At 53.4% G+C, this 16,579-nt stretch carries 14 protein-coding genes and 2 tRNA genes; 5 read left to right on the top strand and 11 right to left on the bottom strand.

What is annotated here, in order from left to right:
• Positions 1-81: 81 nt before the first annotated feature.
• A complete protein-coding gene (locus tag F8A88_RS10540; protein WP_151151118.1) occupies positions 82-1,215 on the bottom strand; it encodes a hypothetical protein in 1,134 nt (377 codons plus the stop codon).
• Between the two features lie 229 nt (positions 1,216-1,444).
• On the opposite strand from F8A88_RS10540, the gene F8A88_RS10535 reads away from it, so the two are divergent.
• The gene (locus F8A88_RS10535; protein WP_161598385.1) at positions 1,445-2,596 is read left to right on the top strand and encodes an SH3 domain-containing protein; all 1,152 of its coding nucleotides are present in this window, start codon (positions 1,445-1,447) and stop codon (positions 2,594-2,596) included.
• 1 nt (position 2,597) lies between these two features.
• On the opposite strand, the gene F8A88_RS10530 is transcribed toward F8A88_RS10535, so the two are convergent.
• Entirely contained in the window at positions 2,598-3,239 is a 642-nt protein-coding gene (locus F8A88_RS10530) for a hypothetical protein (RefSeq protein WP_151151116.1), read from the bottom strand.
• Positions 3,240-3,242: 3 nt separating this feature from the next.
• Positions 3,243-3,917, bottom strand: a complete 675-nt coding sequence (locus tag F8A88_RS10525; RefSeq protein ID WP_151151115.1) for a hypothetical protein — start codon at positions 3,915-3,917, stop codon at positions 3,243-3,245.
• A gap of 553 nt (positions 3,918-4,470) precedes the next feature.
• Between F8A88_RS10525 and F8A88_RS10520 the strand changes: the two genes are divergently transcribed.
• The 4 genes from F8A88_RS10520 to F8A88_RS10505 all read left to right on the top strand — a co-directional run bounded on the left by F8A88_RS10520 (position 4,471) and on the right by F8A88_RS10505 (position 7,600).
• A complete protein-coding gene (locus F8A88_RS10520; RefSeq protein WP_151151114.1) occupies positions 4,471-4,707 on the top strand; it encodes a helix-turn-helix domain-containing protein in 237 nt (78 codons plus the stop codon).
• Between the two features lie 103 nt (positions 4,708-4,810).
• The gene (locus tag F8A88_RS10515) at positions 4,811-5,482 is read left to right on the top strand and encodes a recombinase family protein (RefSeq protein ID WP_151151113.1); all 672 of its coding nucleotides are present in this window, start codon (positions 4,811-4,813) and stop codon (positions 5,480-5,482) included.
• A gap of 386 nt (positions 5,483-5,868) precedes the next feature.
• Positions 5,869-6,348, top strand: coding sequence for a ribonuclease H family protein (locus F8A88_RS10510; RefSeq protein ID WP_151151112.1), 480 nt, complete (start codon positions 5,869-5,871; stop codon positions 6,346-6,348).
• 247 nt (positions 6,349-6,595) lie between these two features.
• The gene (locus tag F8A88_RS10505; protein WP_151151111.1) at positions 6,596-7,600 is read left to right on the top strand and encodes a tyrosine-type recombinase/integrase; all 1,005 of its coding nucleotides are present in this window, start codon (positions 6,596-6,598) and stop codon (positions 7,598-7,600) included.
• A 102-nt stretch (positions 7,601-7,702) separates the two neighbouring features.
• Here F8A88_RS10505 and F8A88_RS10500 read toward each other — a convergent pair.
• The 8 genes from F8A88_RS10500 to F8A88_RS10465 form a co-directional block, all read right to left on the bottom strand.
• Positions 7,703-7,779: transfer RNA gene (locus F8A88_RS10500), tRNA-Asp, on the bottom strand.
• Positions 7,780-7,785: 6 nt separating this feature from the next.
• Positions 7,786-7,861 (bottom strand) — tRNA-Val (locus F8A88_RS10495).
• A gap of 121 nt (positions 7,862-7,982) precedes the next feature.
• Entirely contained in the window at positions 7,983-8,810 is an 828-nt protein-coding gene (locus tag F8A88_RS10490; RefSeq protein ID WP_151151110.1) for a class I SAM-dependent methyltransferase, read from the bottom strand.
• Positions 8,803-11,256, bottom strand: coding sequence for an efflux RND transporter permease subunit (locus F8A88_RS10485; RefSeq protein WP_161598384.1), 2,454 nt, complete (start codon positions 11,254-11,256; stop codon positions 8,803-8,805). Before F8A88_RS10485 ends, F8A88_RS10490 begins: the two co-directional genes overlap by 8 nt.
• A gap of 10 nt (positions 11,257-11,266) precedes the next feature.
• A complete protein-coding gene (locus tag F8A88_RS10480) occupies positions 11,267-12,523 on the bottom strand; it encodes a DUF1302 family protein (protein WP_151151108.1) in 1,257 nt (418 codons plus the stop codon).
• Between the two features lie 2 nt (positions 12,524-12,525).
• Complete coding sequence (locus tag F8A88_RS10475) at positions 12,526-13,308, bottom strand: outer membrane lipoprotein-sorting protein (RefSeq protein ID WP_151151107.1); 783 nt, start codon at positions 13,306-13,308, stop codon at positions 12,526-12,528.
• Positions 13,309-13,386: 78 nt separating this feature from the next.
• A complete protein-coding gene (locus F8A88_RS10470; RefSeq protein WP_151151106.1) occupies positions 13,387-14,271 on the bottom strand; it encodes a DUF4198 domain-containing protein in 885 nt (294 codons plus the stop codon).
• 88 nt (positions 14,272-14,359) lie between these two features.
• Positions 14,360-16,540 (bottom strand): TonB-dependent receptor, encoded by a 2,181-nt coding sequence (locus F8A88_RS10465; RefSeq protein ID WP_161598383.1) that lies wholly within the window; start codon positions 16,538-16,540, stop codon positions 14,360-14,362.
• Between the last annotated feature and the right edge of the window lie 39 nt (positions 16,541-16,579).

Here is a 16,579-nt window from a genome sequence, read left to right as displayed (position 1 = left end):
CGCATTAACCCGCATTTCACCGTGGTTTACGGTGTCTCAAAGAGGCGGTTTGCGTATAGATTTACGTCCCGATTTACGTCCCTACGCCTCAAGAGGAGCGTCTTCGTCTACATCTTCATCAACAGTCCCAAGCGCGAGAATTGGACCTTCGTGACGCTGTAAACTTTTCATCGCTTCGTTCGCACTCTGAATCTCACGCTGCTGGGCCATGGCGATCTCGTAGCCCCTCAACTCCTCTCCGTCCACGTTGCCATTTTCATCGGCTTCCGGCTCATCCGGCTCCTCACTGTCCACCTCGAAACTAAACCCATCATCGAATTTCCGGGCAAGCTTCCTCAGGTACCTGTCCAGGAAACCCGCAAGCTCCTCCTTGCGCCCCTTGTCGCCTTTGTAAAGAGCTATCAACTCCTTGACCAAAGCCTTAATGCCATCGTTGAGGATGTCCACCTGTGACTCTTCAAGAAGCTTATCAATCTGCTGCTTCTTTTTTCCCTTGATGATCTCAAGCTCTTCCTGCTTGATTCTGATGTCCATGACGTTCTTGTACATCACGATGAGTTGATTAATGACCTTTGCAGCGACCAAGGCCACACCGAGGGAAGCTCCCACTGTGACCAGGAGAGAAGAAGAGCCAATGGTGCGGAGCTTGGTGCTTGCGGTATCCCCGTCCACTACCTCGGTCAACACTTTGAAAATTTTATTAAGGTCATCCACCTCCTTCCTCAGATACTCCAAACTGGTCTCGGAGCTATCTATCGGGAATACAATGGAGACCTCGGCCTCGCCCTCTTCCAGGTAGTCTGGCTCAACGTTGATTTTCTCCAACCCGTTCAAAAGTGTACTCAATTCATTGGCAAACCCGGTGATCTCATTGGCCAGTTCAGCAAGCTGCTGCTGAGCAAGATTCGCCGTCAACGCATTACTGTTGAGAATATCCATGACACGCACAGCAAGGCCATGCCCCACTCGGTCTGCCGCCTCGATCTCCTCAAAGACGAGAGCTTGACTTGGGGTAAGCTCGTTCAACCGACTACTTTCCAGGGTCTGATGTAGGGTATCCAACTGCGTCTTGAAACGTTGGTCGTTATCAGGATTAGGTGTGGTCAACTTGGTCTGCAACGCGGCAGCCAAATTTGACAGTTTTGGGCCAATCTCGTTTTCTTCAAAATCATCCACGATCAAATCAATCAGACGTGCGAGGCGTTCGACGTTCATCATCCCTCCAAGATTTTCTTGAGCCGCAAAAACCTGGGCGGCATTATATTCACTTTTAAACCGTGTTACCCCCGTGCCCTTCCTTTGCCTCACAGGGATGATCGGCCATCCGGTACCATATTGGCCGCACGAAGTCAGCACATCTATTAGGGCAGCCTGGACTGAGAGACCTCGCACAAGCACCCGTTTGACATCAGGCAAACGATCACCGAATATCGAAATTCAAAACATGGAGCAAACGACTATGATTCCCTTTTCTATCCCGTCAATCATAGGGGATATACAAAAGCTGCAAGACAAGATGGGGATTACCCAGCTCAACAAATTTATAACTGTTGGCGAAACTGTTGCTGCCACCCAAAGAATGATAGAGGGGCAAGTTGGGGAAATGATCCGGTCACAACGCAACCTTGAAAAAGAATTTAATAAATCATTCCGAATAGGGGCAGCGGCAAAACTCGCTACTGCTGGTGCTCTAGGCAACACCCTTGCTTATGCTGAGACAACCGCCAAATTAATTCGGGCAGAAAATAAAATTGCCGCCGCGATGTCTCCTCCAGCATGGTGCGATACGGTGGGGAAGGCCGCCCAACTCAGTGCGGAGATACATTCTTCAATTGAAAATATTCTCCGACATGAAAGTGTATTCAAAGCTGTTAGCCAACTCAATCAGGTGGGAGCCTTTGCAGCATCAGAACGTCTTGCCAAAACCGCCGAAATAGGAACTGCATGGCAGCTTTCTCAAGAGACTTTTAATGAGATAACACAATCATCGAAAAGGATTAATGAAACATTCTTCGCAATTGCTAATGAGGTAAGTAATACAATTACACCTCCGCCGTCTGCTGATGAAGTCCACACCGCCGCTTCATTTTTAGAAAACACAATGGACGGCATAACCCTTGAAAATGAAGCACAATTAGACCTTAAAGGGTCAATTGATGCTGCCGCTGAAAAAATTGCACAAGCAATTAACGCCACTCAAAAATCTAAACTCAATGGCAACATCAAGCAGCTATTATTTGTTATTCTCGGGGTGATTCTTAGCCAGTTGGTAAGTATGTTGTTTCCTCCATGTTGCGCACAACAAGTGACGACAAACGAGGAGCACAACAACCAACTCAAGGCTGTCAAAAGCCATGTCCGCTCATGTGGAATAGAGCACAACAAAATGCGCATTGTAACCGTGCGAACTGCCCTGAATGTTCGGCAAAGGCCCAATAAAAAATCCCGCGTCATCGGAAAATTGCCACCGTTTGCGATAGTGGCCTACCAGGACAAAGCAAACAGGTGGGTGCTCATAAGATATGAAGACCCAAATAGTAAATGCGCTGTAGTTGGGTGGGTTTTCAACAAGTACTTGAGCACCATTGGGCGATAAATCAGAACTCCCCAGTGTCGTGAAATTTACCCTGGCACCAACTCAACTCATGATAAAATCCCCGGCGAGTCTTTGGAATCCTAACGGAAGCCCCGTCAAGCACGATTTCAACGGGAGACATAACTCCATCCGCTTTTAAACTTGAAGCCAACTCCCAGTTTTCTGGCCTCGACAAATCCTCTTCCATCAATGGAGGATGATATCGAAGCACATTAACCTCAACTTGGGACATAGACTCGCCATCAGCTACAACCACAGCAAACAAAATTTCATCGATCCCATCACCTGTAAGGTCGTACTGCTTTATGGCGTATTGATTAGTTCGCCTTTCCCAATGAACTTCGCCGTCGAAATCATACCCAATATCGAAATGATAGGGCAGTCGGACCCTAACCCCATCCTCGAACTCGACAACGAGGACCAGTCCCACTTGGTCATAAAACAGGTCAAGGGTGGCAGGATATCCCTCTACCTGCGCCTTATTAAGTGCGTAGGTCTTCCCATTGGCAGCGGCATCAAACGGAATAAATTCATTAACAACTACCCGTTGTTGGGATTTCTCTTTTGACCAACAATCATTCGGAGCCGACCAGAACAGGCAACACCCGATACACAAAAATGATACTGCTATTGACCTATACATGCTTTACCCCGCAATCCTGTTCCAATCTTCAGAAATTGCCTTTCTAATTATCGCAGAGCGCTCTGACACATGATCATTGAGCACCCTCACAAACCCCCTAATGTCAGCAATTTCTTCAGGACATTCAGCTTCAACATTTTTACCATGAGGGCTTTGCGACAGCGTTCCCAAAAAATCTGTCACTTCACGAGACAATGCCCCGGCCATAGGGGTTATCACTCCTATCAATTCTTCGTTTGTTGCGGTTAGTATTCTGGAACAAAGCTCCCTAACCTCATCAGCCATGAACCTTAGAACCAGCATGCCAACCTTGCTTTCCTCTTTCTCGCCCGAAGCGGAGACAAACCTTCGAATATCATCGGCTAATAACTCCTCATGAGCCTGGACCCCCTCTTCAACTGTTAAATAAAATCTTATTATTTCAGCACACTGGTCCGCATGAACTTTTGATAAGTATGCGTCGGAAGGCAATCGTTTTACCCTCTTAGTAAACTCGTCGCATTCTGCGTACAACCCAAGAAAAGCAGAATAAATTTCATAAAATGCAGACTCACGATCTCGTGAATAGGGCATGATTTGTAAGGAGCGAATACAATCAGCAAGCACCTTCGCATTGCTAGCAGCTTGCGCCTCCTGCGGCCCAGAAGGTGTCATTTTCTTCTTTTTAAAAAGGAACATCACTTCTCCCCCTCGCTCGACACAAACGGCACACGGCCTACCTCTGTAAAGCTCCACCCATCACAGTCAGTTCCACGACACAAGACACCATCCTGCCCCTCAACCCTGTACTCCTCTGGGTTTTGGGTTGCATACCAAGCCACCCCATTTTCAAAAATCTGCAATGACAGATATTGGCTTGAGCACTCTGACTCTAACTTTGCCTGTACGCATTTCCCGCTTGGGTCGCATATCTCGTATAGTGGGACCTCTTCAGCAAACCCCTCTGTATAGTCGAAACATCCTGCATAGGCGCCACAGGTGGCCGCTAGAAACAAAAAAAATGGAAACAGTGTCCGTATTATCTTCATATTTAACCTCAACGATTACAAACAACATTTAAAGCTAGACATCAGGTAGCACGCCAAAAACCTGTGCGTCCATATCTATCCAATCAAATTCACTAATCCTATCATGCCCGCCCCATCCTCCATCCAAAAGTGGTATACGGCCAATCTGTGTTGCTACTTATAGTCTGTAGACTCATAAGGTTCAAGTCCGTAGCAAATTTTCTATGGGTAAAGATAGCTTCACAGTTATCCTTGGGGCCGTTATTCGCAGCAAGCGGAAAGACCTAAAGGCAAGCCAAGAGGGATTTGCTGCGACTATCGACCTGCACAGGACCTACTATGGGGCTGTTGAACGTGGGGAACGGAATGTCTCCATCAAAAACCTCCTCAAGATCGCCGAAGGGCTAAACTGCCCGCTCTCCAAAATCATCCAAGAAACTGAACAAGCCTTCGCTGATTAGCCGTGCGCAAGCGGGTTGTTTCCCGCCTTGACGTTTGTCGGTCCCTTATGTCACAAATTGCCAAACCAAGGTTTGACTATTTGAAACACACGAGGTCGAGGCCGTGACAGGCAGATTTATTTCTTATCTCAGGGTGAGTACAGGAAAGCAGGCTCGTAGCGGCCTCGGATTAGAGGCTCAACAGGCTGCCGTAAGGGACTACCTCAACGGAGGGGACTACGAGCTTTTGGAGGAGTACGTAGAGGTCGAAAGCGGCAAACGTGATGACCGTCCGAAGCTAAAAAAAGCCCTCAAGCACTGTAAAGTAACCGGGGCCACGCTCATCATTGCCAAATTGGACCGACTCAGCCGCAATGCGCGATTTCTATTAGAGTTACAAGAGAGCCGGGTACAGTTCATTTGTGCCGACATGCCAGAAGCGAACGACATGACAATTCAGATCATGGCAGTAATGGCCCAGCACGAGCGCAAGATGATTTCCCAACGCACAAAAGCCGCTCTTGCCGCTGCCAAAGCAAGAGGCGTCAAATTGGGCAACCCTCATGGGGCAGCCTACATCAAAGATCATGGCAACGCCGAGGCGGTTGAGCAAATCAAACGTGATGCCCAAGATAGAGCGGAAGACCTAAGAGATGTCGTTGAGGACATACAGAACTGCGGGACAACATCTGTGCGTGGCATTGCAGCCGAACTAACAGCACGAGGTATCCGCACCGCCAGAGGCGGAAAGTGGCACCCAACAAGCGTAGCCAGACTTCTAAAAAGAATACAATAATTCAGATAGTTCAATTCACCCCTGACTATGTGAAGAAATAAACCACTCACGATTCACACAAAAAGCGAGGGGTACCACGAGCGGCAAAGGACACATAATCACACGTGGGAAAACGCATAATTTCATATAGTTACGATTTACTACGCACTATTTGAGAAAAAGATTGTAAAATCTCACATTCCCACAAAAAGCGAGGGATACCCATAGTGGTACCTACTGGCGACACTCCACCCTACTAACGCAAATATTTGATACGCATCCGCGCTTGGGTATCCAAGTGTGTGCTTGATATATATGCCCCCCATACCCCGTCCTCTTGGTGAACCACACCAAGGGGACTTTGTTTTGTACTCTCAACAACAATTTAACCTAACAAGGAGACAACCATGTCAATAGTATACATTTTCGCTAATGGAGCCTGCAAAAGGAACCAAAGCGTTAACAACCGAGGCGGCTACGGTGTAGTCATCATCGAAAACGGGCAAACCTTCAAATTTTCACAAGGCTACAAAAACACAAATGATAAACGAATGGAACTACGAGCTGTGATTGCTGGCCTGTCGAACCTTAAGCATCCTTCTACAATTACTATCTACGTCTCTAATTACGTTTATGACTGTATTACTAAAGGCTGGCTGAACAAATGGAGAGCAAACAAATGGAGAAATACCAGTGGTAAAAAGGTTAAAAATATCCCTTTATGGGTAGAAATGATCCCGCTAGCAGCCCAACACAATATTGAATGGCTGTGCGCAAATAACCATCTTGAACTCTCTCAGAATGAGCAGGCTAATGACCTCGCTAGCCTTGCTGCGAAATCTGACAACCTACTGGAAGACAGTGGGCCGACAATTATCGACAACTAAAAAATCCACAAGACAAAGAAGGCAGAAGGAGCGCTTCTCCTGTGAGGGGAGGCGGTCTTTTCTATTGGAGGCAACATGATGAACATTAACGACCTAGGAACCAAACTATCCTCAAAGACGGTGGCTACCATCTTCGAGGTTGAAGAAAGCACAGTGACACGTTATCCCCACAGATACGGTGGAGTGCGCATAGGCCGCCGTGTCCTGTTCTTTGACAAACTTATATGTGAAGCAGTGAGGGAAGCTTATGCCCTTCAAAAAGACAAAGAACGGGAAGACTCGTTGGGTCGGGACCGTAATGATAAACGGAATCCGAAAGAGCAAGATATTCGACACCAAGAAGGATGCGAAAGCATGGGAAGCAGAAATGCACAGTGCGGGAGACCTGACCGCCATTCCATCTTTGGCACAGTGGGCTGAGAAATATCTGGACTACTCAACAAGATTCTCACCAAAGGTATACAGTGAAAAGCGCGGGGCCTTCCGGCGCTTTTTTCAATTCATTAAACCATCTGCAAAGGCAGACAAAATGTCACCCCGCCTAGCCCTTGAGTTCCTGCAAAAGGAGTTCGACAAAAGGACTGGCAACGCGGTCAACAGAGATCGGAAGAACCTTGTTGCCGCTTGGAATTGGGGTATCCGCTATTTGGACATGCCCAAGCCAAATCCTTTCGAGCTGGTGGACAAATTCCCTGCCGACGAAAAAGGCCATTACGTGCCGTCAGAGGACGACTTCAGAAAGGTTCTCGGAATTGCCGAGGGCCAAGATAAGGTAATGCTAATGACCTTCCTACACACAGCAGGCAGGCGCGGTGAGATTTACAGACTCCAATGGGATGATGTGGATTTCACCAATGAACGAATCCGCCTCAAGACAAGGAAGCGAAAAGGCGGCTCACTGGAATCCGATTGGATACCTATGACCAAGGAATTGACCGACACGCTTAGAGAGCACCGCCAAGCAGCGGTAAATGAATGGGTCTTCGTTCAACCCAAAGGTCAGCACAAAGGAAAGCCATACACAGAAAACCGGGGATTCCCCCAAGCCTTATGCGACAAAGCAGAGGTTAAACGTTTTGGCTGTCATGGCATCCGAGGACTCACAGCCTCAATACTCGCCAAGCATAACGTACCCATGGTCGCAATTCGGGACACACTCAGACATAAGAATCTGAGAATCACCGAGCGATATGTGCGCGGCTTGGATTCGGTGAGAGATCACCTCAAGGTATTGGAGGTAAAAACAGCATGAGACTAATTCGGACGCTTACGTCCCTTTTACGTCCCGGCTATTTTAGCGTTGGACAAAGAAAAAGGATTCTAGGGATAACTCCTTAGAATCCTTGTTCTTTACTGGCGGAGCCGAAGGGACTCGAACCCTCGGCCTCCGGCGTGACAGGCCGGCGTTATAACCAGCTTAACTACGGCTCCGCTATATGGTGGGCGGTACAGGGCTCGAACCTGTGACCCTCGGCTTGTAAGGCCGATGCTCTCCCAACTGAGCTAACCGCCCGAGAGAGACGCCGTGTATATACGCATACCGAGCGCATGTCAACGCTTGGGGCGGCTTTTGCGGCGTGCGGCACCGGGGAGAAACGCCCCGGCCATGTTCGGGGCGTTTTTCCGAGCCAGTGTTACGCCTGCGGCACCATTTCATAGTGCAGCATGCGAAATGCGTTTCTGAGGCCGGGGATGAACCAGCGGGCCAAAAGGCCCATGATTCCCCAGCGGCTCTTGACCGAAGAAAAATAATCGGTGGTGTCCATGTAGCGCAGGCTCGGGGTCCACGCTTCAAGGTCGCGGTCGCCCTTCACGCCCCATTTGAAGGCCGCGTTGGTCTTTTTCACGGTTTCATGGCGCTGGCTGTTGCGCACGCCCCACGGCGAGGACACGTCGAAATGCATCTCGCCGTGCCCAAAGCGTTCCGCAATGGCGGTGATCAGCGGCTTGATCTCGTGTTCCTCGAAATACAGGAACACGCCCTCGGCCACCACGATGAACGATGCGCCGGGATGCTTGCCCTTTATCTCGTCTATCCAGCCTGTCTCGAACATGGAACCGCCCATGTACGGATTGTTTTCCGACTCGGGGAGCAGTTGCCTGCGCAGCTCGATGACCTCGGGCAAATCCAGCTCGTAAAACACGCCCTTGCCCTTGTATACGCGCTGAAAACGGGTATCCAGCCCGGCACCCACGCTGACGACCACGGGGTCGTCGTGGGTCTCGATGAAATCGGCAACGGCCTGATCGAACCGCCGGATGCGCACGGCCACGCCCAACTGGCTTCTGGGCGACTTCTCGTAGCGGCTGAAGTCGTAATCGAGCCGCTCCACCAGCTCGCAGGACATGGGGTCGTTGATGACCCGGTCCGCGCGCCTGGTTTCAAGGCAGCGCATGTACAGGGGAATGAACAGCGTATCCGCCACATTATCGGCGATGGAAACGGAAACCGTATCAGCCATGGTAGCCTCCTTGTTGCTGGGTATTCGCCTCTGCCGCGAAAACCTCGGGTTGCGGGTTTGAAAGAGAGACGGATTCGGCGGGTTTGGTTTTTCCGGCCTCGCAATCCTGCTCTTCCGGGCCGAACGGTTTTGCCCACGCTATGAGCACGGGCGTGATGAAGTAGTCGGCCGCAAGGGCGGCAAACAGCCCGGAACCCACGAGGATTCCCATGAATATGAATATCTTGACCACGGAAACCATGTACGCGGCAAAGGTCAATGTGAGCACGATGGTGGTCATGAGCAGTGCCCCGCCCACGGCAAGGAAGGTCTTCCTGTTGCCGAGCGCATAGTTTCGGCAACGCCCGAATTCCAGCTGATAGTGGTTGATGAAATGGATGGTGTCGTCCACGGCCAGCCCGAGCAGCATGGGAATGATGGTCACGGTGACAAGATCAAGCGGCACACCGGCATACCCCATGATGCCGCCCACCACCAGCGCGGGCGCAATGTTGGGTATCATGGCGATAAAACCGATTTTCAGGCTGCCGAACACGAGCATCATCAGCAGGGTCACCACCATGAAGGCGATGAAAAACGACTTGATCTGGCCGAAGGACACGTATTCCTGCATGACCGTGTACTGTGAGATGGAGCCGGTCAGCACCACATGGGCGTGCGGGAACACCCGCCTGACCTCGTCCTGAATCCAGTCCAGCTCGCGCGCGGCCTCGCCGGAATTGTAGTGCCCCATTTCCACCTGCAGCTTGAGCCGCTGGTAGTCATAATCGATCCAGCGCTCCACTTCCGCACCGCCCGCGTTCTCGTACAAAAGCAGCAGCTGGGCCACCATTTCTCGGCTCTCGGGCAGCCGATACCACGCGGGATCGCCTTCGTGGATGACCTGATTGAGGTCCTTGAGGATTTCCAGCAGGGAAGTGGTCTTCTTGGTCAGCTCAAGGCCGTGGATATCCTCCACGAGTTTCTCGAACTTTTTCAGGTTTTCCGGCTCTTTGGCTGCGCCCGGTTCATCAAACTCCAGAGCGAGATTATAGGAATACAGGGAGCCGACCTGCGACTGGCCCACCGAATAGATACGATCCACATAGGGAATCCTGCGGCCGAAAGACTTGATCACGTCAAAGGAGACCTCGACCTTGAAAATCCCGGCAACGCAAACGCCCATGAGCACCGCGAGCATCACCAGAGACAGTCGGGGACGATTCAGGGTCCCGGTTCCCAGCCAGCCCATGCAGCGCTGGATGCGGGTCTCGCGGACTTCTTTTTCATCCTTCCGCGCAGGACGGTCCTTGCCAAAGCTGAGCAGCGCGGGCAGCAGGGTCAGCACCACGATGCAGGCCAACAGCACAAGCAGCGCGGAAGTCATCCCCACCCAGCGGATGGGCCGCAGAGGGATGAAAATGAACGACAGCAGGGCCGCAACCGTTGTCAGTGCGCTGAACAAAAGAGGCCAGCCCACTTCCTCCACGGCCTGCAACAGGGATTCCCGGCGCTTGCCTGTCTTTTTGAATTCGATGTTGAAATGGTTGAACATGTGGATGGAATACCCGATGGACACCGCAAGGGTGATGAAAATGGGCATGAATATGACCGTGGGGTCGGTGCCGATACCCAGAAAACCCTGTGCGCCGAAAACAATGATCATGACGCAGCCCACCGTGGCCATCGGAAAAACCACCCCGCGCACGCTGCGCAGAAAAAACAGCAGCGTGAACACGGCAAACAGCAGGGAAATGCCCAGCAGTTTGGGGGTTTCCTTGCCGAAAAAATCCAGCTTGTCGGCAAATACAACCGGAATCCCGGCGGTTTTGGGATGCAGAGGCGCGTATTTGGGTTGGTTGACCACCTCGTTGAACATGTGGCCCACGGCCATGATGGGATCTTCCCCGTTGATCTGGTGTGTTACGTCAGGCAGCTTCTTCATGCGCAGGATGAGCCAGGTCTCGGTGCAGTCCTCGGAAACCATCCGGTTCTTCAGGGACGTCTTGGCCAGTGCGCGTTTGCGCATGTCGTCCAGCGTTGCGCCGTCCTGCGGAATGACGTCCGGAACCAGTTCGTCGATCCGTATGCCGCCCTCGACCCCCTCGGTGAACTCCATGTCTGCCAGCGACTGCACGTCGTCCGCATAGGGAATCCTCTCCATGAGCTCGTCGCCCAATTCCCGAAGCAGGCGCAGGTTCTCGGGCGCGAACACGTCGTCCGCCGTGACCAGCACCGCGCAAAAATCCTCGTTGCCGAAGATGGCCTCCATGCGGTCCTTGGCCTTGAGCAATTCGTCGTCCTCCATGAACCAGCTGTCCTGATCCACGTCCGCCTTGAGATGCGGCAGTCCCATGGCCAAAGACACGGTCAGTCCGAGGAACACGGCAAACACCAGCCATCGAAAGCGTATGACCGCATTGCCGAACGCATGGAAAAAGGAATTTATCCTGACGATATTCAACATGACCTGCTCCTTAGAAGCTGTACTTGGTTTTGAGCCATATCTGTGAATTATTCTGGTATTGGCCGTAACTGCCCGCCCGCGTGCCGCCGAAAACATCCGCCCCCAGAATCACATGAAGCCCGTCCGAAATTTCGTAGTCCGCCTTTGCCCGGTAGAATGAGTCCAGATCGTTCAGGTTCAGGTAGAGCATGCTGGATAGCGTCAATGTCTGGTTCAACAAATCCTTGGAAATATTCAGCGTCGTGGTCACGTTGTGGCGATGCTCCGCAAGCGTGTCGTCGTAATCCAGAATCCGCTGGCCATATATCTGGGCGATTACGGTCCAGTCGTTGCCCGGGGTCCAGTCCACCCCGGCCAGCCACTTGACCGCATCACGCTGCAACACCCCGCCTTCCAGCACGTCGGTAGCGAAATAGCGGCCCAGATAACACGCCATCTCCCCGCGAAAAACAAAGTCCGACCACGGCCGCGCAAAGTCCAGGCCGAGCACGGTGAGCCGGTGGTGCTCGGGCGATATGTAGACATCCGTGCCGCCACCGCCGGAAACCGCATGCCGGTGGTAGGCGGCCATGTCGTCCCAGCCGTGAAAAACCGAGGCCGAACAATCGAAACCCGAAAAATATGCGGACACCCTGAGCGCCAATTCACTGTTTTCCAAAGAGATGTCCGGCTCGTCCACGTCTTCCTGATGCACGTCGAGCCCGGCGGGCCACGCCGAAGAAACAGCCCACGGGTTGCTGTCCTTGGGCAGCTTGGCCGCCCGGAAAACCGGAATCCAGATCAGCTCGGTATCCACCGTGGACCCCAGCAACCGGAATTTGGCCGCGCCCACGGGCATACGGATTTCATCCAGATCGCGGGTAATGGACTCGGTGTAGTCCGGCGGACAAATGATGTCCGTGATCTGCACGCCGTCCGCCCTGCCCCAGATGATGGTCTGCCGCCCCACGCGCACGTCCCAGCCGTTGCCCACATGCTCCAGCCACGCCTCGTGGATGTCCGCCCCGGTCTCGGACTCAATCTTCCAGTTCTTTTCCAGATCAGCGGATATCCATCCGTAAATCCAGTCGAAATCACCTTCCAGATTCAGGCGCAGCCGCGCCCGCGAGGTAACCTCCTCATTGGGGGCGTGCATACCCACGGATTGAATGCCCTCCACCCAGCCGGAGAGTTTCAAACGGTCCGCGAAATCCGCCACGGCCCCGGCCCGGGCAGCGGAGGCGGCAAGACAGACCACGAGGGCAAGGGCCGTGACGAAAACTCGCATGCCTAGGGAAGCCTGCCCCGCTGAATCGTGGAAACGCGGAAAAGGCTGTCGTCAAGGCCGGAATCGTAGCAGACCTCCGTGGTCTCCATGAGGGTCCTGTGCTGGCGGGAGACGTTGTTCATTTCGGAGCTGAGCAGGGTCCAGAAGCCGTTGCGCTCCTCGGCCTCGAGAGCCTTGTAGACCTTGAGCAGCCCGTCCTTGTCGTAATACTCGGCCTGCATGATCATGTGCGCGGTCTTGCTTACCCACAGCACCTTGCGCGCATACATATCCTCCTTGTCCACGGGCACGGATTCGATCTTCCAGCAATCATGCCCCATGGCCGGTTCCTCGCCGACCAGGGTGTGCACGTCCTCGTCAACGCTGCGGTCGCCCATGTCGTCATAGGTGAAGTCCGTGCCCATGAAATACTCGTTCTTGGAAGCGCCGCTGATGCGCCGGGTCTTGCGCATGGCGGGCATGTAGAGCCACTTGTCGTCTTCCCGGTCCGCATCGTCGTATTCCCAGGACAAAAACGCAGTCTTGCGCACGTCCGCAGGCTCGCGGAAAATCATGACCGACTTCTTGTCCTTGCCGTAATCCTTGGAAAAACTCTTGACCTGACGCACCCGCTTGCGGTCGCGTTTGTTGATGAGCGTCATGGTGATCATGGAGGTGCGGTCGTCGCCGTCCGGACGCTCGTCCTCAAGGACCATGACCTCACGTCCTGTCAGTTCTGCGGCAAATGCCGGAAAACATATCAGGAAACTCAGAAAGACACAGACGCCTGCTGCCAGTTTGGACATCCTGAAAACCTCTTCTTGATACAAAAAAACATGGGATAGGGAGAAAGGCCCGGAGCCACGAGGCTCCGGGCACCATGTCTACTTGGCCACAAACGTCAGGCTTGCGGCGTGGTAGACCTGCTCGGCCTTGCCGTAGAGGTCCTTGAGCGGACCGTCCTTGGTCACGTCGTCCTTGTGGTTGACGGCGATCATCCACTCTCCGGCATTTTTCACGCGGAACTGGGCCTTGCCGTTCATGATGTAGGAGCACATGGAATAGCCCTCGCTCTGGCCGAAGCCCGGGCTGCTGGCGGTAATGTAGTCGATGCTCTTGGCCGTGGCGCTCAGCGGCTTGCCGTAGAACAGCACTTCCACCTGAACCAGATCGCCCACGCGCACGTTGCTCAGGTCGGTCAGCGGAACGATCTCCAGACCATGGCCCACAGGTTTGGGCTGGGCCCACTCGCCCACGGTCATGTACGACTTGGCAAAGGCCTGGAACTTGACGGCCATGAGCACCTTGTCGATGTCCTTGATCTCGTTTCTGGGTTTGAGCTTGAGACGCTGACGACCCTTCTTGTCGAGGTACTGGGTGTAGAAGGTGGGCTTGGAAACCGCGCTGAACAGATAGACACCGCGTTTGGTCTCCTTTTTCAGGGCGACTTTCTGCACGGCCAGGTCGCCGGGAAACACGTCGAAATCGGCAGTGGTCAGCGAGGCCTTGCTCGGCTCCACCGACGGCGTCTTGAGCGCATGGCTCTTGCCGGCCGGATCAATCAGCTCGAAACGATCCAGAATGATCTTGCCGTTGGGTGAGTTGGGAATGTCGTCCATGGGCATGGCGTGCCCCCAGCCCACGGAAACCATGGCGTGCCCCGGCTTGTGGGCGTCACAATGAAAATTGTTGATCCACACGGAATGGGCGTTGGCCACGGCCGCCGTTCCCAGCAATGCGCATAGCATGACAAAAAGCAATCGTTTCATGATTTCTCCTGCTGTTATCATTGGCTTGTGCCGACGTATTGAAAATGAACACAATAATCAAAATCAATACGGCGGCACAAAAAAACGGTTAGAAATAGTACATCACGCCGGCGCCGATGGTGCGGGGTGCGCCCACGCCGACAATGGAGGCCATTCCATTCGACCTGAACGCTGTCACGTATTCCTCGTCCGTGAGGTTCTTGACGTAGCCGTACACGTCGAAGCTGTCGAACCGGTACCCGATTCTGGAATCCACGATGGTATAGGCGTCGGCCTCGTCAAAGCTCTTATTGACATCGTCGTAAAACGACCGGGAACCATAGTGGCGGGCGTCCGCACGGGCGTAAAAGCCGCAGGGATGATGGTATGCCGCGCTCAAACGAATCACATGGGACGGGGTCTGTTCGATGTCCTCGCCGTCGAAATTCGTGGTTCCGGCGTCGTATTCATCGTACTTGGCCTTGGTCACGCATACGGAACCGCTGAGTTCCAGCGTGTCCACGGGCAGGTAGGTCACTTCCAGCTCGGCGCCGTAGGAGTGCGCCTTCTTGGCGTTGTCGGTCACATACATTGCGCCAGCGCCGGAACCGATCGTCTTGTAGACGTGAATGTCATCGATATCCATGTAGAACAGGGCCGCGGCAATACGCAGGCTGTCATAGTCGCCCTTGAGGCCCAACTCGTAGTTCTTGGACTTTTCCGGCTTGAACGAGTTGGCATCCGCCGATCCCTGCATGGCAAAGTAGTTGAATCCGCCCGGCATGTAGCCATGCGAATAGGAGACGTAGGTGGTCCACTCGTCATTGATGGCATAGGACAATGCGGCCTTGGGCAGAAACGCGTTCCAGGTCTTGTCCCCGTGCATGGAATAAAACAGGTTCGGAGCCGCGCCCACGGCCTGATAATACATGTCCAGATCCAATTCCTTGTGCAGACGCTGCAAGCGGGCACCAAGGGTCAGTTCGAACCCAGCGCCCAGCGGTGCCATGATTTGGCCGAACGCGGCCATGGTGTAGCTGTCCTGTTCGGAATGGGCGTCCTGTTCAAAGGCCATCCCCATTCCCGGATCATAGAACTGCTGACCGTACGGACCCTGCTTGCGGTTGCCCAGATCGCCGTACACGCCGCAGGTCCAGCGGAACTCATCGGCCCTGCCTGCGGAGAGCCGAAGCTCCTGGGCCCAGGTTTCATCCTCGTTTTCATCGAACATGGTCAGCCCGGCATAGTTGGGGTCCACGCCAAAGTCCGAATCGTAAACGGCATCGACTTCGATTTTCTTGTGGGTGGTGATGGAATCGAACTTGTACCCGCTGAAGTCATATTCGACCCTGAGGCTCTGGGAATTGTCCTCGATCGTGCTTTTGGTGGGCACGTCATAGCTCACGTGCTTGGCATCGTCCGCGTTAAAGGAACTCAGGTCCGATCCGGGAACCATGGCATACTCGTCGGCCCAATGGGACACTTCCTTGGAATGGTAAGCGGCAAGACGCATGCGGAGGTCCTCAATGGGCTTGAACAGGACGTAGCCGTTGATCTTGCGTTCATGCTCACGGTTGGCGTCTTCGTTCATGCCCGGATAGTCGTTCTTGATCCAACCCTGATCCTGATCGTACTGGGCGCTGAGGCCGAGAAACAACCTGTCCTCCACAATGGGACCGTTCATGGCGGCGTAGCCCTTGATGTAATCCCAACTGCCGTACTCGGTGCCCACCTTGCCCTGCCACTCGTTGGTGGGGTCCTTGGTGACCACGTTGATGACCGCGCCCATGGCGTTCTTGCCGTACAGGGTAGACTGCGCACCGCGCAGGACCTCAACACGCTCCACGTTGACCATGGACGTGTCGAATCCGGTCTTGCCGCTGTGGGCGATGCCGTCCACGTACATGGTCACCGGGTTGTTCATGGTGAACATGGAGGAGTTCAGCCCGCGGAAGTTGATGGCCAGCCCATGGTCCGCGGAGTAGGACATGCCCGGGATGTTGTCGATGACGTCGGACATGTTTTCAATGCCCTTCTCCTCGATGTCCATCTCGTTGATGACGGTGATGCTCTGGGGCACGTCCTTGAGCGATTCCTCCATCTTGTTGGCCGTGACCTTGACGGCCTCGAGTTTCACGGTCTTGCCGGATTGGCCCTCGTCCCCGCTCTCATCGGCAAAGGCCAGCCCGGCCGTCACCGCCAGCATGAGAGCAACGAGAAGCAAGGACCTCGCAACCACGGCAAGGCCCGACCCTCTCCCCCGGCACGGGGGAATGATGGTATTCTCCATTGTAGCAATCCTCCTCAAGATTGATTTGATCCACCCTTT

The organism is Pseudodesulfovibrio senegalensis, assembly GCF_008830225.1.
Taxonomy (GTDB): domain Bacteria; phylum Desulfobacterota; class Desulfovibrionia; order Desulfovibrionales; family Desulfovibrionaceae; genus Pseudodesulfovibrio; species Pseudodesulfovibrio senegalensis.
The sequence above is the reverse complement of the archived record's forward strand: the minus strand, read 5'-3'. Positions and strand labels throughout refer to the sequence as shown.